The sequence below is a fragment of the Paenibacillus sp. NPDC056933 genome, assembly GCF_042674385.1.
In the GTDB taxonomy this organism is placed as follows: Bacteria; Bacillota; Bacilli; order Paenibacillales; family Paenibacillaceae; genus Paenibacillus.
The window spans coordinates 2,442,633-2,464,747 of sequence record NZ_JBHUQN010000001.1 but is presented as its reverse complement, the minus strand read 5'-3'; the positions used below and the strand labels follow the sequence as shown (position 1 = coordinate 2,464,747).

The 22,115-nt window shown below is 46.7% G+C and carries 17 protein-coding genes and 1 riboswitch; of the genes, 4 read left to right on the top strand and 13 right to left on the bottom strand.

All coding sequences use genetic code 11. From position 1 onward, the window contains the following. Window positions 1–10 precede the first annotated feature (10 nt). Window positions 11–1,273: an MFS transporter gene (locus ACFTRD_RS11015; RefSeq protein ID WP_379379684.1), complete on the top strand. Its 1,263-nt coding sequence runs from the start codon at window positions 11–13 to the stop codon at window positions 1,271–1,273. Window positions 1,274–1,444: 171 nt separating this feature from the next. Here ACFTRD_RS11015 and ACFTRD_RS11010 read toward each other — a convergent pair whose 3' ends face one another. Genes ACFTRD_RS11010 through ACFTRD_RS11000 form a run of 3 tightly spaced genes read right to left on the bottom strand, consistent with a single transcriptional unit; the run spans window position 1,445 to window position 3,026 of the window. Then, a complete protein-coding gene (locus tag ACFTRD_RS11010) occupies window positions 1,445–1,930 on the bottom strand; it encodes a nitroreductase family protein (RefSeq protein WP_379379682.1) in 486 nt (161 codons plus the stop codon). A 17-nt stretch (window positions 1,931–1,947) separates the two neighbouring features. Further along, the gene (locus tag ACFTRD_RS11005; RefSeq protein ID WP_379379680.1) at window positions 1,948–2,532 is read right to left on the bottom strand and encodes a nitroreductase family protein; all 585 of its coding nucleotides are present in this window, start codon (window positions 2,530–2,532) and stop codon (window positions 1,948–1,950) included. 11 nt (window positions 2,533–2,543) lie between these two features. Continuing rightward, the gene (locus ACFTRD_RS11000; protein WP_379379678.1) at window positions 2,544–3,026 is read right to left on the bottom strand and encodes a MarR family transcriptional regulator; all 483 of its coding nucleotides are present in this window, start codon (window positions 3,024–3,026) and stop codon (window positions 2,544–2,546) included. A gap of 230 nt (window positions 3,027–3,256) precedes the next feature. Beyond that, window positions 3,257–3,338: riboswitch (ZMP/ZTP riboswitch) on the top strand. A gap of 52 nt (window positions 3,339–3,390) precedes the next feature. Here ACFTRD_RS11000 and ACFTRD_RS10995 point away from each other — a divergent pair. Together ACFTRD_RS10995 and ACFTRD_RS10990 are read left to right on the top strand one after the other, a co-directional pair. Next, window positions 3,391–4,248 carry a bifunctional 5,10-methylenetetrahydrofolate dehydrogenase/5,10-methenyltetrahydrofolate cyclohydrolase gene (locus ACFTRD_RS10995; protein ID WP_379379676.1) on the top strand — a complete coding sequence of 286 codons (858 nt, stop codon included), beginning with the start codon at window positions 3,391–3,393 and terminating at the stop codon, window positions 4,246–4,248. 151 nt (window positions 4,249–4,399) lie between these two features. Further along, window positions 4,400–5,197, top strand: a complete 798-nt coding sequence (locus tag ACFTRD_RS10990) for a DUF817 domain-containing protein (RefSeq protein ID WP_379379674.1) — start codon at window positions 4,400–4,402, stop codon at window positions 5,195–5,197. A gap of 175 nt (window positions 5,198–5,372) precedes the next feature. Here ACFTRD_RS10990 and ACFTRD_RS10985 read toward each other — a convergent pair whose 3' ends face one another. Together ACFTRD_RS10985 and ACFTRD_RS10980 are read right to left on the bottom strand one after the other, a co-directional pair. After that, a complete protein-coding gene (locus tag ACFTRD_RS10985; protein WP_379379672.1) occupies window positions 5,373–5,783 on the bottom strand; it encodes a hypothetical protein in 411 nt (136 codons plus the stop codon). A 30-nt stretch (window positions 5,784–5,813) separates the two neighbouring features. Further along, entirely contained in the window at window positions 5,814–5,972 is a 159-nt protein-coding gene (locus ACFTRD_RS10980; protein ID WP_379379670.1) for a hypothetical protein, read from the bottom strand. Window positions 5,973–6,107: 135 nt separating this feature from the next. On the opposite strand from ACFTRD_RS10980, the gene ACFTRD_RS10975 reads away from it, so the two are divergent. Beyond that, window positions 6,108–6,782: a class I SAM-dependent methyltransferase gene (locus tag ACFTRD_RS10975; protein ID WP_379379668.1), complete on the top strand. Its 675-nt coding sequence runs from the start codon at window positions 6,108–6,110 to the stop codon at window positions 6,780–6,782. Window positions 6,783–7,004: 222 nt separating this feature from the next. Here ACFTRD_RS10975 and bshB2 read toward each other — a convergent pair whose 3' ends face one another. The 8 genes from bshB2 to ACFTRD_RS10935 all read right to left on the bottom strand — a co-directional run bounded on the left by bshB2 (window position 7,005) and on the right by ACFTRD_RS10935 (window position 22,027). Then, window positions 7,005–7,679 (bottom strand): bacillithiol biosynthesis deacetylase BshB2, encoded by a 675-nt coding sequence (gene bshB2, locus ACFTRD_RS10970; RefSeq protein ID WP_379379666.1) that lies wholly within the window; start codon window positions 7,677–7,679, stop codon window positions 7,005–7,007. A 23-nt stretch (window positions 7,680–7,702) separates the two neighbouring features. Further along, the gene (locus tag ACFTRD_RS10965) at window positions 7,703–8,047 is read right to left on the bottom strand and encodes a YojF family protein (RefSeq protein WP_379379664.1); all 345 of its coding nucleotides are present in this window, start codon (window positions 8,045–8,047) and stop codon (window positions 7,703–7,705) included. 359 nt (window positions 8,048–8,406) lie between these two features. Further along, window positions 8,407–10,878 (bottom strand): family 43 glycosylhydrolase, encoded by a 2,472-nt coding sequence (locus ACFTRD_RS10960; RefSeq protein ID WP_379379662.1) that lies wholly within the window; start codon window positions 10,876–10,878, stop codon window positions 8,407–8,409. A 330-nt stretch (window positions 10,879–11,208) separates the two neighbouring features. After that, a complete protein-coding gene (locus ACFTRD_RS10955; protein WP_379379660.1) occupies window positions 11,209–12,537 on the bottom strand; it encodes a family 43 glycosylhydrolase in 1,329 nt (442 codons plus the stop codon). 51 nt (window positions 12,538–12,588) lie between these two features. Next, on the bottom strand, window positions 12,589–14,280 hold the full coding sequence (locus ACFTRD_RS10950) for a carbohydrate-binding protein (protein WP_379379658.1): 1,692 nt from the start codon (window positions 14,278–14,280) through the stop codon (window positions 12,589–12,591). 18 nt (window positions 14,281–14,298) lie between these two features. Then, a complete protein-coding gene (locus tag ACFTRD_RS10945) occupies window positions 14,299–15,156 on the bottom strand; it encodes an NAD-dependent epimerase/dehydratase family protein (protein ID WP_379379656.1) in 858 nt (285 codons plus the stop codon). Window positions 15,157–15,190: 34 nt separating this feature from the next. After that, complete coding sequence (locus ACFTRD_RS10940; protein ID WP_379379654.1) at window positions 15,191–16,414, bottom strand: enolase C-terminal domain-like protein; 1,224 nt, start codon at window positions 16,412–16,414, stop codon at window positions 15,191–15,193. 45 nt (window positions 16,415–16,459) lie between these two features. Beyond that, on the bottom strand, window positions 16,460–22,027 hold the full coding sequence (locus ACFTRD_RS10935; RefSeq protein WP_379379652.1) for a glycosyl hydrolase family 28-related protein: 5,568 nt from the start codon (window positions 22,025–22,027) through the stop codon (window positions 16,460–16,462). Window positions 22,028–22,115 lie beyond the last annotated feature (88 nt).

Here is a 22,115-nt window from a genome sequence, read left to right as displayed (position 1 = left end):
AGGAGCTCTCATGCTTAAGCGCAGTTATTATGGTTTATTAGCTACTGTTACTCTTAGTTCTTTTGGTGACGTATTTGGTCTTCTGGCTATGGAATGGCTTGTCTATGAAATAACTGCATCTAAAATGGCCATGGGTGCGATGGCACTATGCTTTACGATTCCAGAAGTGGCCTTTCGGTTGATCGGCTCACCGTTGTCTGATCGGCTGCACCGGGGCCGGTTCATGGCAGTGCTTGCTTCTGTTAGGTTGCTTGCTCTCTTATTGCCGCTGAGTCTGGGACTCGCAGGCCACTTGCAATTATGGCATCTTTTTCTGGCCGCAGGGTTGAGCGGGGCATGTTCTGCCCTATTCATGCCCACAGCGATGGCTATTGTTCCGGGAGTGTCAGGTAAGCGCAAACTGGTGCGTGCATTCGCGGTAATCGACGGCTGCCGTAATGCAGCTGCCTTGTTGGGGCCGGCCCTGGCTGGAGCGCTTACTGCCGCCGCCGGAGCGTTGCCGACGCTTGGCATCAACGCCGTATGTTACACCGCCGCCATCGCCACATTGCTCTGTCTGCCCGCAATGCAGAAGCCGGCGTCAGCAAAGGACTCCTTTTCCATTAAAGCGTATATCAGAGATATTCATGAAGGGTTCTCCTTTTATCGTAGTTTCCCCGCCATGCTCTCGATTATGGGAATGGTTGCGATCAGTAACATGTCTTCTGTGGCCATCTGGACGATGATGATTCCTTTTGTACGTGAAGTGTTACATCGGGATGCCGCTGCTATGGGCACACTGACCACCGCTTCCGCATGTGGCACATTAGTAGGATTAGTAGTCATCTCGTGGATGGGCGAAATCAAAAGACGACGGACAGTGATGCTGTGCAGCCTAGCCGCCATCGGGCTTTTTAACGCCTTGCTGGGCCTATTCCCGAGTTACCCGTTTGCGCTCGTTGCCTTATGTGCCGCTGGTGCTGCAGGGCCTTTCTTTGGTTCTCTCAGTTCTTCTTTGCATGGCACGCTTGTTCCTGGATCTCTGCAAGGTAGAGTCAACTCGATACGTTTCCTCATTGGTGGAGGACTGCAGCCTGTGGGTGCTTTGGCAGGTGCAGCAGTGGCAGAACGCTACGGTCTGCCTATCCTATTCTTGTCTTTGGGTCTTCTACCCTTGCTTTGTTCGGCCGCCGCAGCATTCCTTCCGAATCTGAAAAATTTAGATGGTGATTTATCTACTTTACAGAATAAATCACAATTTAATTCTCATAACAAGGGAATTAATATATTATAGAAATGTCATTTTCTACAGTGGTAGATCTTTGGATTCGTCGTACATATCCAGTTTAGCTGGCTTGTAACCTACAAATCTGATACACACCCCCACATAAAAAGGAACGACAATCCCTATCAAGGTTTTGTCGTTCCTCATTCATTTGAATTCTCTTCCCTTACATCTTCCTCGCTACAACAGTTCGAACTGAAGCTGAGGTTCAGCTATTTCAGCTTTCCCTTCCAGCTGTTCAGCGCCATATCCCAATTCTAGTACCGCAGCAATCCGCTCGTTACTCCGTACACCAAACGTTTCAGCACGGCTCCGATCGTACATCCAGTCATGCAATGTGCAGCGCACACCCAGACGCTGCTCATGAGCCAGCAATCGAAAATTTTGGATCAGACAGAAGACGGCTGCAAAGTCCTCTTCCCGCTTATGATGATCCGCCTCTTCCTTCACCAGGACCAGAAGATACGCTGGAGCGTGCTCCTGCAATCCCTGCATAAGCTTCCCATTACGGTTATCGGCAAAGATAAATCGCCATGGCTCACGGAGTCCATCATTTGGCGCCCATACGGCATGATTGAGCAATTCAAGGATTAGCGCCTGCGGTACCGGTCGATCCAAAAACTCACTCGGATTATTCATGTCTCCTTCCAGATCGAACAATTTCATTTTTACATCCTCCTCTTCTACGTAGCCTGCCCTCGCAATACAGTCCACTTCTGCTCAGCTGGCGTTCTTTTCCGACTTCTTGGCGCTTTGTCGTAATATCCCATATGAAGAATGCCAACAAATCTTTCATCCTCACGCAGTCCAATCCCTTGGAAAAATCCTTTATGCTGAATCATGGACTCTGTATCCCACAGCATTCCTAACCCTTGTTCCCAGCCCAGCAGTTGGAAGCTCTGCATCATCCCGCAGGCAGCCGCATAATTGCGGTCATTGGTCAGACGATCCGGTCCTACAGTCGACATAACAATGGCATGAGCAGGAATATCGCTAAACCTCTTTTTAAAAACATCCAGCAGTTTTCCCGGAATCAGCTTCCCCAACTTGCTCTGCGACATCTGTTCCAGCATGCAATCCACCAGCCGTTTGCGTGCTTCGGGAGTTCCGGCATATACCACACGCCACGAGCCAGCTTCAACAAATGGTTGAAGCCGTGTGGCCTTGCGCAGCAATTCAACAACTAACTCCTGTTCCACCGGCTTGGAATTACATTTACGAATACTTCTGCGTTCCCTGATCAATTCCGCCAGACTCAAATGCTTCACTCTCCTTCGTTTTACCTGGATTCAATATTTATACTGCTGTCTTGAAGAAATCGATGGATTACTTTTAGCTCCGTTTCCGAATATTTGTCCAAAGTACGATAGAAATGTTCAGCCTCATGTACATGCAGACGTTCATGCAGTTCAAATATCTTTTTGCCTTGCGCTGACAACCGGAAATAGCTCTCCTTCTTGTTGTCATTCATTTTCGTGAGTTTGACGAATCCTTCCTCCAGCAGTTTCTTGCCAATCTTGGTGATACTTGCTTTGGACAAATTCATCGCCTCGGCAATCCCCGTGTTGTTAATAGGCTCATGCTTGCCAATGCAATCTATCATATGAATCGCGGTCAAATGCTGAGGAATTTTCTCGATGCTTTCACGCTGGGCGATACTTAGAAAATGCTCGATTTCCGTATCCTTGTGATTCTCATATACATGTAATAAACGGATAAATTGGTCATAAAGCAACTGTTTTGTTCGATCTTTTGAATCCATCCTTCTATCACTCCTTATTTACCGATAAACAAAAAAAATGTTTTAAATTCAAGTATAAAATTACGAATTCTAATAATTATTGTTTACTAATTAACAATATATCACGAATGATAATGGTTATCAACTACATTGAGCATGATTAAAATTTTTTCGCTGACAACGTGTCTGCTCATTTGCCAAACTATTGAACATTTCTTCTTTTTCAAGTACTATCTATCTAAACAATTTAAACGACCATATGTAACTGGCGAACACGGTGAACCGTGAGGGAGCATATGGTTTTGTAATAAGCCGTACGCCTGGGCAGAGGTAAGGAATATTTATTTCCTTGCCTCTTTTTTATATTGAAAGGGCGATGTGAGATATGAGTACAGACAAACTGATTTTGAATGGACAAACGGTAGCGGATTTTATGAAGGAAGACATGGCCTCCAAGGTTGCCATTCTTAAGAAAAGAGGCATCCAGCCTTGTCTCGCGACGATTTTGGTCGGAGATGATCCTTCCTCAGCGACCTATGTGCGTATGAAAGGAAATGCTTGTGCTCGCATTGGTGTGCATTCCATTAAGGTCGTTCTTTCTGCGGACACCACCACAGAGGAATTGATTCAAGAGATCAACAAGCTAAATGATGACCCTTCCGTACACGGCATTTTGCTCCAGCACCCTGTCCCGAATCATATCGATGAAAGAGCAGCTTTTGATACCATCAGTATCGAGAAAGACGTTGACGGTGTAACGACCCTTGGTTTTGCACTTAATGCTTTTGGAGAAGCCGAATTTCCTTCCTGTACACCACAGGCTATTATGCGTATTCTGGATTTCTACAATATTCAAATCGAAGGCAAACATGCGGTGGTCATTGGAAGAAGTCCAATTCTGGGCAAGCCTGTATCAGCCATGCTGCTTAACCGGAATGCAACGGTGACGACCTGCCACTCCAAAACCATGAATCTGGAAGAAATCGTGAAGTTTGGCGATATCATTATTGCAGCCGTGGGCAAACCGCTCTTTGTTAAAGGAGAATGGATTAAATCTGGTGCTGTCGTTATCGATGCAGGTTATAACAAAGGAAATGTCGGAGATGTGGACTATGATGCTTGCTTTGCTCCTTCTTCAGCAATTACACCAGTACCGGGCGGCGTTGGCCCTGTGACCATTGCTACACTCATTGAACATACGATTAAGTCAGCAACCATTCTTTCTGAAAAGTCAATGAATTAGATCCACAGTCAGGTCCCTTCAATTCGAAGGGATCTTTTTAATTATATCCTCAAGTAGCTGTAGTCACATTGCATACGCTTTTTGAACGGAAAACAAGAAAATTCGGAGATATTTTTTTCTCTTTTTACAAATGGATTATATCTATATTATTATGAACAAGGCTTGGGAAGGAGATAAACATCAATTGAAACCTTTAGTACAGCTCCTGCATTTTGGCTATCATCAGGCGATGAGTTGCATTTTTCCTGTGGCGATCTTTGGAACCTTAGCCCTGTCAAGCGTTATAGAGATTCCCTTCCTTCACCGCTATGATGCCATTCTACTTGTATTATTACTAGTGCAATACCTTATGTACCGCAGCGGGCTGGAAACACGTGATGAAATCAAAGTCATATGTATATTTCACTTAATTGGTTTGGTGCTGGAGATTTATAAAGTCTGGATGGGATCATGGTCATACCCTGAGCCTGCTTTTACCAAGCTTTTTGGCGTCCCCCTTTATAGTGGATTTATGTATGCAAGTGTAGCAAGCTTTATGTGTCAAATATGGCGCAGATTGCGTATGGACATGACTGGTTGGCCTGGGTTCGCGTCTTCGGTTCTGTTAGGCGGAGCCATCTATATCAATTTTTTTACACATCATTTCATTCCCGATTTTCGTTGGTGGCTGACGGCGCTTGTATTTATCGTATTTAGGAAAACATGGATTATCTACCGGGTCCGATTAAGCACATATCGAATGCCATTGACACTGGCTTTTATCATCGTAGGTTTTTTCATCTGGACGGCTGAAAATATAGCCACATTTTTTAATGGCTGGAAATACCCTGACCAACATGACTCGTGGCAACTGGTTAGTTTTAGCAAGATCAGCTCTTGGTTCCTACTGGTAATTATTAGTGTGATCATTGTTGCACAACTAAAATACGTCAAAGCCAATCGTAGATAGTTTTATTGGCGATAGCAAAAAAGGAACAGCCTTTACACCATGGGTTGTTCCCTTTTTATTGCACAATCCTTAACTCTCTCCTAGAACCATGGAACCACTGTCATTCGGATCTTCAATTTGTTTATGGGTTATGAGCTCTCCTTTATCGTTGAATCCCTTAATCTCATAGGGGATCTTAGCTGACGAGGGCAAGAACACAAACCAGATTATTTGTTCCGAGCCCACCTCCACCCCATACCCACTTCCACCCGAATAATATCTTTCGAGCATACTCCACCTGTAGATTGCTGTTATTTTCCTGACTCGTTCTATGCGTAAACAAGATCATGCCGCCATCGACCGGTTCTTGATGAATGATTTGTGATGATTCGCCATTGGTTCTAAATTTCTGAATTGCTTTTTCAGGACTTTTACCTACAGGTATATGAAGGGTATCACTCATCCCCATTGCCTTGGACATACGCTGATCGGACAACCCTCCAGCTCTGTCATTAACATAAACAAATGCGATGGATAATGTGAGCAAAAGTAAGATGACGATCGCTGTGATTCGAAAGATTCGTTTGCTTCGCATTCTTTGTATCACGATAACTACTCCTTAAGATGACGATAACTACTATTCTACTTGAACGGTAGATAGCTCAGCGAAACCAAGCGGGTGCTTGATCAATTCTCCACTATAGTCAGACACCGTACCGGCTTTTGCCAAGTCATCTCGCCCCGCTGTCTCAAGCTCTTTCAGATCATAATCAGAGGGCAGCGTTTCAATATCCACATAGTAGTCGGGATTACCCTTGAAAGTGGATCGAAACCCATAGTTCTAACCTATAGACTTATCCATATTCAGTATTTCCCCTTAGCTTATCGCTCTTGTAAAATATTGAAAAAGACCTCAAGGAGCGATGCGTCAATGAAACCTACGGTTAAGCAACTGTTCGATCGGATAGCCGAAGACTATGATGTGCAACGAAAACAGCTAATCCCTTGTTTTGATGAGTTTTATGGAATGGCTCTGGATCTGATGGAAAGCCCTCTAGAATCCCCGCGTATTCTTGATTTGGGCGCTGGTACGGGACTACTCTCCGGAATGCTGCTGCAAAAATACCCAAAAGCACAGCTGACTCTGGTAGACATTAGTGAAAAAATGCTTGAAGGAGCACGTCACAGGTTTAGAGATATTACCCAAGTGCAGTATGTCGTAGGGGATTATTCCAGACATGATTTTACCAGTTCCTACGATATGGTTATCTCATCCCTCTCCATACATCATCTGAACCATGCTGACAAGAAAAACGTATTTTGTACTGTTCACGAGCTGCTGGAATCTGGTGGGCTCTTCATTAACGCGGACCAGGTTCAGGGAAGAACAGTTGATACGGACACTTATTACCGCCAACGCTGGTTGAAATCGATTCATCGGAGCGGATTATCTGATGAGGCCATCTCGGCTTCGATTGAACGACGGAAAGCAGACATCAACGCCCCTCTGGAAGATCAGCTAGTGTGGTTGGAGGAAGCCGGCTTCAGCATGGTGGATTACATGTATAAATATTTGGACTTCGCGGTGTTTTGCGCACAAAAATAACAAAGGCCGGATTACGAGCAACAAATGCTCAGGGTCCGGTCTTACAATCTCTGCGCTCTATCGCCGTGTCAAACCAAACCTGTGCTGTCATTAATCAAGTTCACGGGAATATTGTTATATCTGTTTATTTTTGAATTACTCTATTTGAAGAAACTTGGGAGGTAAAAACCAAAAAAGTCGCCCATCGGGCGACTTTTGGTCTGACAATTTGAAAAATAAAAATTATTGGAATCGGTATGTCCAAAATGTTTCTCGTCCAAATCGGTTTCGGATTTGTTCATCATCCAATTCCAGCTTGCCGACAAGCTCCGGCGCTTGGAATTGTGATCGGTGAGCTCGAATCGATGCCATTTTGGGGGCAAGGAATCCGGTCACATCTTCAATCACATCCGCTTTACCGATATCTTGCTCGTGATTGTTCGAGAACGCGCAGCAATACACAAGAGGTCTTTCTTCTGCGGGTAGACGGCCAATCGTTCGCGTAACAGCAGCTCCGGTTGCGTCGTGATCAGGATGCACACTGTACCCTGGATAGAATGTTATGACCAGTGACGGGTTCAGTTCTTTGAGGAGTGCCATGATCTGACCATCCAGAAGTTCAGGGTCTTCGAATTCAATCATTTTATCATGAAAACCGAGCATCCTCAGGTCTTGAATGCCAATTGCATTGGAGGACTCTATGAGTTCCTCCTTACGGATTGCTGGCAAGGTGACCCGGTTGGCGAACGGCGGAATGCCCATGTTACGTCCCATCTCCCCTAGTGTCAGGCAAGCATAAGTGACGTGAGCACCGCCTTCTATGTACTTCGCCAACGTTCCCGAAGCCGTGAACGCTTCATCATCGGGATGCGGAAACACAACCAAAATACGCTGATGTTCGTACTGTTTGTTTTTCATTCTTAATTGATCCTCCGCTTTCATCAGAACATTTCCCGACTAAGTTGTAAAGCTACAACCAGCTTTCCTTGACTGTCGTGACCGGCCAGAATGAGTCGTTCCTTTTCCAGCTCGTCAATGTGTGTAAGTCCCTCAGCATATACCCAGCCGTGAGTTGTTTTTAAGCCAACTCGGTAGGGTCCCGTGCCGGAGATAGATCCTTGCGTATATCGTATAACCGCATTGGAAATGAACGCCGACCCTGGATGACGGGTACTATCAAAGTGACTGGCGTATGCACCTGATGTAAGTTCGAGATGCATATATAGGTCCTGATCGAGAAAACGATCAATCCGTGATTGGATGTCTTGAGGCTCTATTGGCTGCATGGCGGCCTCCTTGTTCATAAAAAGTAAGTTGCTAGATCCATTTTAACATATGTGTTGTGAGAATAGACAGCAAATGAAAGAGTGTAATGTTTTTGCAGTTCTCTACTCACTGATTTCTGTAAAATCTTCTTCTTTTTGCACGTGGATGGACGGCGGCTCAAGCAATTTCGGAAGTGACGCAAGTTGGGGATGATGCACGATATCATCCACATCATTTCATTAACAATGAATTTGTTGAATTAGCTACTGAGAAATGACGATGGCTTATATTGTTAAGACAAAAAAGCCGCCAATTGGCGGCTTTATACGTCTCAGTTCTCTTTATAACCATTTCATTCTCCGCGTTTATGCTTTCGACCTCAAGGGGAAACAGATACGTTATCGAAATGCGTGTGCTTGTTAGCCGTGCGAACACCGATTTTGCCATGTGTGAACGGATTTAGGCTGTTGTCTGTATAATCAATCTTCGGGTTGACCATATCATCTACATACACTTTGATGTTTGTACCATTAACAGCAACTTTCATATGATACCAGGTATTGGTAGCATATGATTGCGCATTGCTCTTGAGGAGCACCCAATTATAATTCATCTTGCCCAGACTGACTCCGCTTGTAGTTAGATAGGCGTAATAACCTTGTAAAGCATCATAATTGTTCTGGCCCAGTTCCGTACCGTGGGATGGATTGGACACTCTGACGAGCAACCCCCCGTCACCCCCTGAGTCATTCATCTTGATATCAGCCTCGACCGTATAATCCGCCCATCCTGAATCCCCGAATGTAGATTTGGCAGGCCCGGAGCTTGCTGCACTGTATTCACCATTCTCTACCGCCCAGGTTCCTTCAAACCGGGTCCATCCATTATCGTTGCCATCGTTAAAATTATCGCTCACGTTTGTAACATCAACATTTTTCTGAAATGTCATTCTTGAGAAATCGGCCTCGCCTGTTACAAATTCAACCTTTAACTCCCGTTGTCCGGCGTTTAAATAGACCTTTTTCTTCGATATGTTTTTCCAATTATCCCATCCGCCCGTATTAGGTACATTGACGATACCCGTTAAGTCGGTCGCACCATCCCACACTCGAATCTGAGCCCCGTCCAACGAAGTTGCCATGCGAAAATCAATATCGTAATATCCACTTGACTCGACGTTTACTTTGTATTTATACCATTCTCCAGTCTGATTCCAGCCTAAGTTGAACAGTCCTTCGTTATTCAGGCGAATATCCCCGGCATCGGTCCGATAAGCCCCGCCCAGGTTCCCGGCTGTTGTATCATGATAAGCGACACCTTCGCCTCCTTTTATATAATGAACTGCCTCGATGGTGCCTGGAATCGGCTTGGAGGCGTTCCAAGCACTGCTTCCGTTTACATCATTGTTAAAAGCAGTATAGCCGAAGTCCGCATGCGTATCCTCTGTCAGAACACCAATTTTGCCTGCTCCTACATTGGCGGTACGCGTTGCTTTGAACATACCATCTACGTAGTATTTAAACGTTGATCCCGATTTTTCTATCCGTATGTTATGCCATTTCGAATAATTGAAGTCGGCAGGCAAATCGAATGTTTGCCAAGCCTGATCCACACCGTTAATTCGGAAAAATGTCTCAAGTCTTTTGTTCTTCGAACTGATCAGCGCAACCCCGTAATTGTTCTCATTCGTATAGGAGAATGTAGCGCCGTATCTCGGATTGGTGGACGTTCCCCGATTCATTTCCTTCATGTTAAATTCAGCCGTATAATCCGATGCGCTGCTCGAAGCCGTCACTTGTTTATACCAAGTTGAGCTGCCCAATGAATTTTGCCACATGAGTTCCTGATTGTAGATGCCCCAATTACCACCGTTCACGTTGGACCAATTGCTTCCGATTACAGTACGATCGAAGTAGTCATAGAACACAGGCATTTCTGGGTTGGGTTGATCCGTTGAAGTCGGACCTTGCACGATCATCTTGTCGTTATTCCATACAATTCGGTCCATGTTCAGATGCCGCAGCGGTCCAATTATTCCGTTACCTTCCAAGTTGTGATACATCATATAGTGAGTGTCCAGATTAGGTCCTGTTACTACAGTGTTGTGACCCAATCCCACGGTTGGGCCCTCTGTACGAATTAATACCGGGTTAGTGCTATCCGTAACATATCCGGACCTCGGACCTGTGGTGCTAACAGCCACATCGACCCGATATCCTTTGCTAAATACGTGGTTACCTGTATAGGTCATATAGTATTTTCCATTTCGTTTGAAGACGGTTGAACCCTCGGTCCAGCCTCCCATCCCCACTCCTGTTGACGCACTCACTCCGATCTCAGTCGGACTGCTCATCGGTGCTGCATCTATACGGCCCTGTGCGGCATGGTAGAAGCTGAACGAGCCGTCATCGTCAATGAACACATTTCCGTCAATCGACTTTCCAAGGTTGCCCGTTACTACGTTGAAAGGTCCGGTAGGACTTGTGCTGCTCAGCACGTAATGACCTTTACCGGCAGGTGATGTATACATGTAGAACATACCGTTCCAGTAAACGACTTCAGGAGCATAAGCTCCGTGCGTAATAGGATCTGTTGCAGCTAATCCACGGTACGACCAATTCACCAGGTCTTTGGAGCTCCAGACTTTTACACCATCGTCCGTATCTCTTGTACTTACATACAGGTAATAGTATCCATTAAATTTCAAAACATAGGGGTCTCCGAGTCCATATTGTCCCCATTCATCCGGTAACGTTTGCGGATTTTGATAGGCTGTGGCGGATAGTGGCACTGACGAAACCATAAATAAAATGACCAATAGTGTGAACATGAATCGACGACTCTTCCTCACATGATTTCCTCCTAGTTTGTTTTTTGTTACCGCTTACAATTGAGTTGAGGTTCTTTTCGTTCGCTTTTTCTTACATCTTAAGAACTTGTTTCTTCTGCCAACGACTAACCCTCGTAACCATATTTGCAGACATAATCCAGTCTCTTCAGCGGGTGTTGAAATCTAGCATAAAGTAAGCAGTTACAAATAGAAATAACATTTCGTTGTCATTTATTTGGCATTTTGTTGGAAAAAAGTGCTTATTTTTTAGAACTCACTCGTTCATATAAACAAGAAAAAACCTCAGGAAAACTCTCCTGAGGTTTAGACGTATATCCAGTTTCTTACGTATTAATCCAACAGTGGGATAACGGTGACGCATAGAAGATTAATTTCACCATTTCCACCTGAAATTTTGATGGTGTTAACATTGCCTGGCTTCACAGGAACGGTGATATTGGTGATCCCACCGAATTCCTGCAAACCGCCAGTGGATAGCGCATTCAGCAAGGAATAATCCTGGTCATTGACCGTCAGATGCAATTTAGCCAATCGTTCACCTGTCGCATAATGGAGCTCAATCGATGCTCTGCCGCCTTCGCCTCCATCTATATTCTTAAACAAGGCGTACGCTTCTGATGATTGAAGATTCCCGACCACGGTTTGACCGGATTGCAATTCCCTGATTTCAGCTCCGCCAAAAATCTGGCTGGATGCACCTGCATAAACCTTCCGTTGCTGGACAGGAATCGGAGCTGGACCGACGGAGGACACACCTTCCCTTGTCTGAACCACAGGTCTGATGGAACCATCTTCATCGAACTCCAGATAGTCGATACATACGCTGCGCAGCGTACCTTCACCAGAGATCGCTTGATTGTGATAAAAAAGATACCATTGCCCTTTGAATTCCACTACAGAGCCATGGGTCGTGGAACAGCCGGTCGGCTCCAGAAAAATGCCTCGGTACGTCCAAGGGCCAAACGGATTCTCGCTTGTTGCGTATCTCATACGGTTGTTGTTTTCCAAATTATCCGCATAGGTAAGGTAATAAAGTTTGTTTCTTTTGAATACCCAGGCTGCTTCGTGAAAATCCTCGAGCCCTTGCATTTCTGTCATGCCGTCCTCCAGTGACATCATATCTTCATTGAGCTTGCCTCCCAGACAAACACTGCAGCCACCGTAATAGATATAAGCGCTGTTGTCATCGTCTACAAGTACACACGGGTCAATCAGTGCAAACCCGCCAAGCCCCTCGATATATCCTTGATCCGTAAAGCCATGCGCTGGGTAGCGACTGGTCGCAACCCCGATCTTCCAGGAATCATTCCAGTTCGAATCGCTCGGATGCGGATAATAGAAGTAATAGGTTCCATTCTTGTACGCACAGTCAGGCGCCCACATGAAACCTCCCTCCGGTCTGCCCCAGGAAACGTCGTCTGAACGGAGTATTTCCCCTTCGTCCAACCAGTGAACCATATCCTCCGAGGAGAAAACATGATATCTGTCCATGAGATCGCAGCCTCTGGCTGGGTCCATATCATGAGACGCGTAAATGTAAACTTTGCCGTCATCCCATACATGGGCCGAAGGATCTGCTGTATATATAGATGTGATTGCTGGATTAAGGGATGTAGTCTTCTGGCGTAAGGTCTCAAAGTCAATATCATTAGTAGTCATTTTAATCCTCCTGAACGAATACTCACTTGTTAAAATCGCGCCCTTTGGGCTCTATTGATGGCTTGTTGGATGGTTTGCCGTCGCTGGAATCTGGTTTTTGAACATGCGATTGATGTCCCCTGCAAGACGGAGATAAAAGTCAGAAGATACGGCAACACCGTCGGCATCCAGCGTCAGAAAATACTGATTGGATGGAATCATGGAGCTGTTCTCTGCCGCCTTAGCAACGGCAGTACCTTCATCGTATTCGTCAAACATCGCAATATATCCGGTATTGATACCTATACTCTTCAGATTGTAGGCCTGCCTCCACATGAAGTCACCATGCAAACGCGGAATTTCGTTTCTTGGGCCACCGGTCATATTGGACCAAGCGAAACCCGGCCAGATCACTGGCTGATAATCAATTCCATTCTGCTGGGTGAAGGCCAGGTCAGGCTGAAGTTGATTCGTTTTGAAATTGTCTGCTTGCTGAATATTACCGAAGCGGCCAACAGACCAAGGCGAGATCATATCCATCGATTTGTAGACGTTTATAAAATCAGATCGTGAGTCATTGTTACCCGTTCTCCAATACGTAGGCACACCGCCGATGACATAGATTCCCTGATTTTTGAACCAACCGATCAAATCGGCCGCCTCTGCTGCAGTACCCGGACGATCCGTGAAGCCAATGCCCCAGATACAGACAACCATCTTGCCGTTCTGCTTCGCATAGGCCGAAGATGATGGGAGGTGCATGCTGTTCACGACATTGGTCGTCCAGTCATGCTTGACTGCCTGTACCCAGTTGCTCGCATTCATTCCCGTAATGTCATACATGACATAGAACTTGCGATTATAGGATTCCGCAGCGTTCTTAACCTTGACGGCTACGCTGTCCCGGTTGCTTTTCCAGTTGTTAGGTGTGTCACTCTCATCTGCGCCGAACCGTTGCAATGCTGCACCGTCGATATTGTAGGTCTGCATCCACTCAAAATGTTTGTTGACCGTCTCTTGGTCATATGAAGAGAACAATTTGGCAGGAGAACCATTACCGAGGTTCGCCAGACTTGTCTGATACAGCTTGGAATATTCCCGAAGGTCCGGGTACAGTTCGAAATTCACATTGTTATTTGCTGTTGGTGCACTGCTATTTTTGGACCAATGCACCCAGCCTCCGTTCGGCGAACTGTCTCCAGCTGCGTTGAACCAGCCTTGATATCCGGCATACAATTTGCCTACGACATCGCCTCCGCTGCCTGCGGCAGAAGCACTGAACTTGAACCAGAGCAGGTTGAATAAATTTCCGGTTCCGCCAGTGAATTTAAGGTAGACCGTGTGTACACCAGTGGCACCACTGATCGCCCCGGACTTGGTTTGCCAGGATTGCCACCCGCCCGTACCCGGAACAGCTACCGTTCCCGCGAGTGTTCCATTAAGGCTATCCAGACGAACCTCAATGGTACCGCCACTGTTGTTGCTAGCCACTCTAACGTCGATTGAATTGGCACCGCTGCCAAAATCCACATTGTTGAATACGATGTAATCGCCATTGTCTATGAATGCGACATTTTGGCCGCCCTCGCTGGAACTTTCCAGCTGGACTCCGGATTGACTGTTATAGCTGGAAGCCTGCGTTTGATTAAAGGCGGAAGCGGCCGATACGATGGAAGGAGAAATAGACAAACACAACGTAAGAATCAATAATGCCGCACTTGCAAAAGCCAAAACCCTCTTGTTTTTTTGCATGAAATTTAGCATAGTATCCCCCTATTCATTTTAGTTGCGTGTAAACTGCTCCTGTTCTTCATCCGTCCACGAATGCTTCGGACCCCAGGATAAAACCTCTTTCGCCATTCCATTACTGACCATGGCTTCTCGATTAGAGAAATTTGTCCGTAGATCTTTTACTTCGGGATAAAAGGTGGCGAGCAATTCTGTCGTTTGGTGATCGCTTAACGTGTCATTAGCGGTAACATTAACGTGAGCAGCTCCATCATAATCGACGTGCGGAGCAGCCAAACAAGCATCCACGGCATCCCTGATATCAATGTAACTCCACAATATGTGCTTGAACGTTTCCGCCTTCGTAATAGCCAGATGTCTGTACTCTCCCGGTCCCACAATCATTGAAAAACGGAGGGAAATTATCTGCATTCCGCTTCTCCGATGAAACATCTCGGCAGTGACCTCATTAACGATCTTGGACAGGCCATAACATTCCTGCGGCTGTTGCGGATGCTGTTCATCCACCGGGAAATAATTGGGAGCGAAGGGTTTGTTGGCCCAGGCAAATCCGTAGGATGATTCACTGGAGCCCATAACCACCTTTGGTATACCGAGCAAAGAGGCTGCTTCCAGTACATGGTATCCAGAAAGTGTATTATTAGCGAAAATGTACGTGTGAGGGTAGTGAAGCGGCGCAGGAATCGCGGCCAGATGGATGATCGCATCCACTCCGGCAAACGCTCCCACGACTTGACCATAATCGTTCAAATCAACAATAATCTGTCTGCAACGGACCCGGTCAGACAGGTGTTTATCCAGCGATACGACATCATGACCCTGTAATTGCAGCTTCTCAATGACCTGTGAACCCAGCTTTCCGCCTCCGCCTGTAACTGCAATCGTCTTCATTCCTATATCTCTCCTGTCTGTTCTGGTCACTTCGTTAGGGTCGCACCAAAGTCCCATCCGCTTTGCGGTCCAGAGGATACGGCCGATGATATTTGTCGGGATCCCATGAGTCACTTAGTAATGATTTGGCCTTCACTTCATCCAGTTCAATGCCTAGTCCCGGTTTGTTGGAGGGATACAGATATCCGCCCTCTCTGACGATATGTCCCGGGAATGCCTCCAACTCATGAGGTTTAAAATGATTGATTTCCTGGATACCAAAGTTCCACATAGCCATATCCAGATGGACAGCTGCTGCCTGGTTAACAGGATCATTCTCCCCGCCCTCCTGCCAGGCTGTTCGTACTCCGTAGACTTCGCCCAGTGTAGCGATCTTGCGGCAAGCGCTGATTCCGCCTGCTTTCGATACCCGAACTCTGATAAAATCAATCAACTTCTCTTGAATCAGACCAGTCCACTCCTGAGGATTAACAAATAATTCTCCCACGGCCTGCGGCGTAGCGCTCTGTTGACGAAGCTGTCGATACCATCCGATCTGTTCCGGAGCAAGTGCATCTTCCAGAAAGAAAAGATGATAAGGCTCAAGCCGCTTCGACAGCTGTATGGCATGAATGGGAGACAAATGCTCATGCACATCATGGGTAAACTGAATTCCATTCCCAAATTCAAGGCGCAACTTCTCGAACATGTCAGGGATGGCATGCAGATACGCATGTTCATCGAATACAGGGCCGCTACTCCAGGGCTCGTTTGGCAAATTCGCTTCCTTGCCGCTGACAAATCCCCCGCCACCGTAACCTCCCATCTGAACTCGAATGACCGTATACCCTTCTTCCATAAAACGAGATACATCTTCTTTCAGCTCGCTGATATCAGCGCCTCCGGCATGGCCGTAACAGGGAACTGCCGCACGGCAGGCCCCTCCCAACAATTGATATACCGGAAGATTTGCTTCTTTGCCCTTGATATCCCACAGAGCCATGTCAATGCCACCAATGGCGGTCTGAAGAATTGCGCCGTTTCTCCAATATCCGCTCATATGCATGAGATGCCACAAATCTTCAATTCGGGATGCATCCCTTCCTATGAGTAATGGTGCCAGCAGTTGTTCGATGACCTGTACCACCGCTTCTGGATTATAAAGATCGGAAGCGGACCCCAGTCCGTAAAGACCATCCTGATCCTTCGAAATCTTCACAATCGTCCAGCTTCCGTCATGCCTTGTGCGTATGCATTCTATCCGTGTAATTTTAGCCATATGTTCCCTCTCCTCATATGCTCCATTTCGCTCCTACCGGAAGATTTAAGGCAAACGGTTGTATAAGCGATACAGCAACACCGCTGTCTCAGCACGAGTCAATGTATCTTCCGGATGGAAGCTGCCATTGCTTCCTTCCATAATGGTTGATCTGGTTAACGAGTCAATGGCATCGCGGGCATATGCCTTAATCAAATGATTATCTTTATAACCATTCAGACCGGATTCGCCTTCAGGAAGAGGACGAGGCTGCATCCCAATAACTTGCAAAGCTCGGTAGATCATAACTGCTGCTTCTTCCCGGGTAATTGGAGACGCTGGCGAGAATCGATCGGCACCGGCCCCTTGAATGATGCCCAGCGTTCTTGCAGTATTTACGGACTGTTCGTAATAAACTTGCTCAGGTACATCCACGAAGGGTTCCACCTTGGTTCCCTGATCAGGTTGTAATTCTAAGGCATGGGTAAGCAGGGTTACGAAATCCGCTCGGCGGATCATGGATTGAGGCTGATATTCTGCCTTTGACATGCCACGAATAATCCCTTTGGACTCCAGAACTTCGATAGCGTGGCGGGCCCATGATAACTGCCGGATATCCTGGAATGTTCGATTATTGTGAGTAATCGCGTAAACTCCACCTTGCCGTGTTTTGAAAACCATTTGTTCTGATTCTTTATGAAACTTCCCATTCGGAACGGAGGTCATTTGACCGTCATCCGTTATACGTTGTACTGCGAGTTTTTCCGGGTCCAGAAGTTCAGTTACATTAGGCTGATAAGGTAAACTTACTGTGATTGACGTAATGGAATTTTGCCATGCAACGGATTTGCCATCCGATATGACAGATAATGAGATCGCAGGCCGTTCTCTGAAGTCTGATTTCATCTCGGAACTCCAATGGCTTCGGTCAGCCTTGCTTAATATCAAGGTGATACTCTCTCCAAGCGTTCCTTGGGTATTAGCCAACAAATTGCTCGGAACCAGCAGCACTCCCCATCCTGTTCGAATCTCCAGCCAGTGGGTAGATGGTGTTTCCTGCAAAAAGCTCGATGGAAGTGTCAATGCGTATCCCTCAGCTCCATCCACGGACTCGATGTCCACAATCAGCTTCTTTTTCCCGTCCTGATCAGGGGCGATGCGGTTAAATGCATCCTCCATCATCTTGTTGGTGAGCTCGGCTGTTGCCAATGTTGCAGCTTTATCCAGCTTAGGCTGGAGCTTCATTACAGCACCAGGAGCGGCGGGGGTTGCTTCTTTCTTCCCTCCAGTCGGAGAGCCTGCTCCATTCCCTTGCTCTGAACCTGAGCCCGAACCCGAGCCTGGCTGTGGATTGGGTCCCCCGTGATTCGGATTGGAACCTGATGTAAGAGCAGCAAGTCTCACGAGTAATGAGGACTTCAATGTTCCGCCCGGCAGCAGATTGACGAAGTTGGATGCTGTGTCTATAGAGGTAACATCTTTCTTTTGCTCCGCAGTACGAACACTCACCTCAGCCGATTGCTCCAACAATGTCACGTAATCACCCGTGAGCAGATACAAGTTTCCGAATAATCGCGCATCTTTACTTGTACCGATCCCTCCATTAAACTCCATAAAACCTGATCGCCCTTCCCCATCGTTTTCATTGACAAGCAATGCAAAGCCGATGGGTTTATCTGGTCGGAACGTGTACCCTTCCTGATGAAGTGCTCCGAAAGGTAACTTAATTTGATATTGAGTAATATGGGTCGTCTCGTCCCGGGTAATGTTGGCAGAAGCGGATTCCAATATCCCTGTAGCAACGCCTTCTGGAGCTCTCCATCTCCATTTCGTAATGACACCTTCCTGATTCAGTGCAAAACCAAGCTCATTCACCTGTTTGCTGGCCGCCCCATCCTCTTTGCCAAGGTCAATACCGAGCTGTAAACTGTCTCCTTGCCATATATCGCCATTGGTATTGGATTGATGGTGAATATCGTCCTTGACGTCCACCTGGAGAATCAGATTTTCCGCATCCCAACTTGCTTTAGCTTGAATGCTGAGGTCATTCGTACCTCCCCAGCTTCCACCGACACTGTTGTAGTGCTCCGGACTGGAAACCTCAATGAACGGCAGCGTTCCAGCAGCATCTTTTTGTGCGGCAAAGGATTGTGACAGCTTGACTGAAGTCTCATAACGGAACCCGTTCTCAAGCGTTACTTTGAATTTGAGCAAATCACTTGATATATAGGGAAGCGCCACATCCATGCTTTTTCCAATACCCAGTCCATCAAATCGCACTGACTTAAACATCGACTGATACACGCTCGGCTCAATCAGCTCGATCTGCCCTTTCAGCAAAGCTGCACCTGCAACATTCGTCAAAGTCAGCGTGCTTCCGGGTTCACCTGGTCTGGATGGATCATATCCTAGCTGGTTCAGCTTGAGTGCCAAAGGAAACAGATTGGTACCCGTCACTTTTCCGGGTGGGGCCTCATTCTCAATCTGAAAACCTCCATTAAACAGGTTGTTGGATATCACCATCTTCTCGATGTCTGGACCTGCAACCACATGATTCGTACGAGGCTGTTGGAAATAGGAATTATAGAGGGTGATATCACCTCCAATGGCGTTAATGCCGATTTCACCAACGTTTGTGAAGTTTGCCTGCTGTATGCGAATATCTCCTCCGTGAATATCAAAGGACCTTGTTGTATCTCCCCACATGGACGTATTGAAGAACACCGCTTTAGAGCTGAAGTTGGGCCCAACCTCCACGTACACCTTGTCTGTAGTACTCATGGAAACAAGCTCTGTATTGATAAACAAAAGACCTGCTGTTCCCGCATGCTGCAATACCGCACCCTTTTTACTGCCATCCGTGCCATGACCAATAACGACAGCCTCAGGCCCTCTTCCATTCTGTTCTTCAAAATGAATACCGTACTTTGAACCGTATACAAATGTATTGAAAATAACCTGATTGGTAACATCACCAATACGGAAGGCGTCCAGATTCTCTTTTTGATAATTCCAAATTTGATTAAATTCTTCATCATTGGATGGATGATTCGGATAATTGTTTCGTCCATAATAATGCGGATTGAACTGCACATTCCGCATGTATCCTCCGTCTGCCCCACCACCAAGATATATGCCTTCCTTGAGCGGAGATCCCGCAACATAATCGATATAATGACCACTTGTATCATGGGAGCCGAAGTCGACAGCCTGATAGGGATTAACCAAGGTTGTATCAATCAGGTATACGTTTTCCCCTTGACCTTGCACAGTCCAAGCATAAGGCTTCACCGGATGGGCATCAGACCATGTTTGTTGGTCGTAATAGACGGATAACCCGCGTAACCCTGCTGCTTGCTTCAGCTGAATGAAGGCATCGCCATCGGGGTCGTTTTCTCCATAGTTCGTAAAAATAACGGTTCCATTCCCGATTGTATGATGAGGTACATCATAATTACCCCGCAGTTCTACGGCAGTCGGGACCACCAAAGCCTGCTCAACGCGGTATATGCCAGCCGGCATATAGACCGTTCCTCCACCTGCCTCCTCGGCATCATTCAATGCCTGTTGAATGGCTTGGGATGAATCCGTATTCCCTGTGTTATCAGCCAAATAGGGCTGGCTCACTACGTTAAACAATTCGCGAGTACCCGGCTTGGGCTGCACAGCAATATCCACTGAAGGAACATTAGGGATCGTTTCCAACACCAAATTTTCTTCCTGATGGATGTTCAGTTCCGCCGAGGTACTTTCATCGTTCACTGCAAGGTTGCCTTCGTGTCCGGAATGGATGGCATTGATTGTTGCCACATCTCCCTGAAGAAGCAGGTGCCGATCCGGCTTGGCGAAGGTAGAACTACCCAGTATAAGCGAACCACTTTTGGCAACTATGGCGTAATCTCCGCTTCCTTCACTCCAATTCTCGAAAGAACTGCTCTCAAAGGACAACGTTCCACGCCCTTCATTCACAACCGCATGTTTGGGCTCCCCGCCCACCGTTACGCTGTTAAACTGGGCAATGGAGTGAAAGCCTTCCGTTGCATAAATGGCTACAGGATTCGGACCAGCACTCGCTTCGAATTGACTGTCTGTTACCAGCAATCCATAATCATTGACGCCTTCAATCTTCAGCGCTACGTTGCAGTCGTCGATCTGGATCTTGTACAGCTGCGCATTGGCTGTTTCAAGGCTTCCTGTTCTTGTCGTGATTCGTATCCCTGTCTTGTAACCCGAGATATGAATATTCGACATATACTCCCAATCCGAGCGCCCCATCACGATACCTTCTGATTGCTGTATCATATATTCACGCAGTTGAGACCGTTCAGGTGCTCCCGGCAAACCTGAGCTTGCCCATACATCCGGGGACAGGTGAAGCTCTTCCAGTCTCCCAATGTCTGTTGTGAAATCCAGAAAGATACCGGTTTTCAGTGTAGTGCCGTATACATCTTTCACATAATGAAGTTCGTTCCATTCCGGGCCAATCTTAATCCCCTGGTACGCATTGACGAGTGTTACATTTTTCACCGTGGTACTGTCACCTGGAAGCTGTTCCATCGTCCATGGATAGGCCACCGGGTTATTCATATTCTGTTCGGGATACCAGATAGACACATGTGTTACCCCACTGGAAGGCTCCAGCTTGATGAAGCTGTTCCCGTTAGATTGACCTTTGCCACCATATACAGCAAGGATCGTTCCTTTAACTAGCCCGTCATGCTCGTCGGGATTCGCCCAATCTCCGCGAAGCGTAACGCCTGTTGGAATAACCAGCTCTCCGGTTAATTTGTAGGTTCCGGATGGCACGAACACAACTCCGCCGCCTTGATTTCCCGCTATTGCCAGCGCTTCCTTGAACGCTTGAGTATCGTCTGAAACTCCATCCCCTATTGCTCCATAATCGGTTACGCTCCGATCTGCAATGACGATATCTGATGTAGGGAATTCCGTTTCATAGACCTTGGTCTGAGCACCCGCCTGCTGCTGAGGCTGCTTATGGACGGTTACTTTCGCCAGATGAAGTTCCGGATTGTTGGCTGGTGCGCCTGCGCCGCTAACCCCGATTCGGAAATCCGCATCATGGGTGCGGTTACCGAAATTGGCATCGCTGAGCTTGAAGGTATGGGTCTTCCACGTTCCCGTATTTTCATAACGGAACAAAGGAGCATCCTTGAAACTGGATTGCTTCGAATCGTATTGGAGAACCATAGCTCCACTATCGTTATCGTAATATTCAACAGTGACGAATACGTCCTGATCGGTATTTTCAAACAGATATTCATCCGCAACATTGAAGTAAAAATACAGGATGTTATCCGCCGGATTCGTTGGATTCACCGTCTGATTGGTTTTCCAATACGCCTTGCCGTCAAACGTCCCCACTTGGAGACCTGCTGGAGGTCCATCGCCGGGACGAGCAGTAATGCCCTGCTGATCGGGAGTTTCCCCCAACGTAATACTTACCGAGTCAGGTGACACATCATTTAGATGAACGTCTCCCTGTTCAATAATATCTTCCCTCTCGGCTGCCGCGTGTGTGGTTGCTGGTGTAATGTATAGCCCTGAACATAACATGACAATCGTCAACAGCACTGAAATGGTACACCTGGCACCTAACCATAATCGTTTGTTCACAATCGTACCTCCCATTAACTTGATTGATCATGTAATCAAGCTGCACGAAAACAGGGTTGTCGTATGGTTGTATATGGAATATGATGCA

Excerpts from the sequence above, each read along its gene's own strand:
- ACFTRD_RS10950 (WP_379379658.1), bottom strand. The coding sequence starts at position 14,280 with ATGCTAAATTTCATGCAAAAAAACAAGAGGGTTTTGGCTTTTGCAAGT.
- ACFTRD_RS10995 (WP_379379676.1), top strand. The coding sequence starts at position 3,391 with ATGAGTACAGACAAACTGATTTTGAATGGACAAACGGTAGCGGATTTT.
- ACFTRD_RS10940 (WP_379379654.1), bottom strand. The coding sequence starts at position 16,414 with ATGGCTAAAATTACACGGATAGAATGCATACGCACAAGGCATGACGGA.
- ACFTRD_RS10975 (WP_379379668.1), top strand. The coding sequence starts at position 6,108 with ATGAAACCTACGGTTAAGCAACTGTTCGATCGGATAGCCGAAGACTAT.
- bshB2 (WP_379379666.1), bottom strand. The coding sequence starts at position 7,679 with ATGAAAAACAAACAGTACGAACATCAGCGTATTTTGGTTGTGTTTCCG.
- ACFTRD_RS10965 (WP_379379664.1), bottom strand. The coding sequence starts at position 8,047 with ATGCAGCCAATAGAGCCTCAAGACATCCAATCACGGATTGATCGTTTT.
- ACFTRD_RS10955 (WP_379379660.1), bottom strand. The coding sequence starts at position 12,537 with ATGACTACTAATGATATTGACTTTGAGACCTTACGCCAGAAGACTACA.
- ACFTRD_RS11000 (WP_379379678.1), bottom strand. The coding sequence starts at position 3,026 with ATGGATTCAAAAGATCGAACAAAACAGTTGCTTTATGACCAATTTATC.
- ACFTRD_RS11010 (WP_379379682.1), bottom strand. The coding sequence starts at position 1,930 with ATGAAATTGTTCGATCTGGAAGGAGACATGAATAATCCGAGTGAGTTT.
- ACFTRD_RS11015 (WP_379379684.1), top strand. The coding sequence starts at position 11 with ATGCTTAAGCGCAGTTATTATGGTTTATTAGCTACTGTTACTCTTAGT.
- ACFTRD_RS10945 (WP_379379656.1), bottom strand. The coding sequence starts at position 15,156 with ATGAAGACGATTGCAGTTACAGGCGGAGGCGGAAAGCTGGGTTCACAG.
- ACFTRD_RS10990 (WP_379379674.1), top strand. The coding sequence starts at position 4,400 with ATGAACAAGGCTTGGGAAGGAGATAAACATCAATTGAAACCTTTAGTA.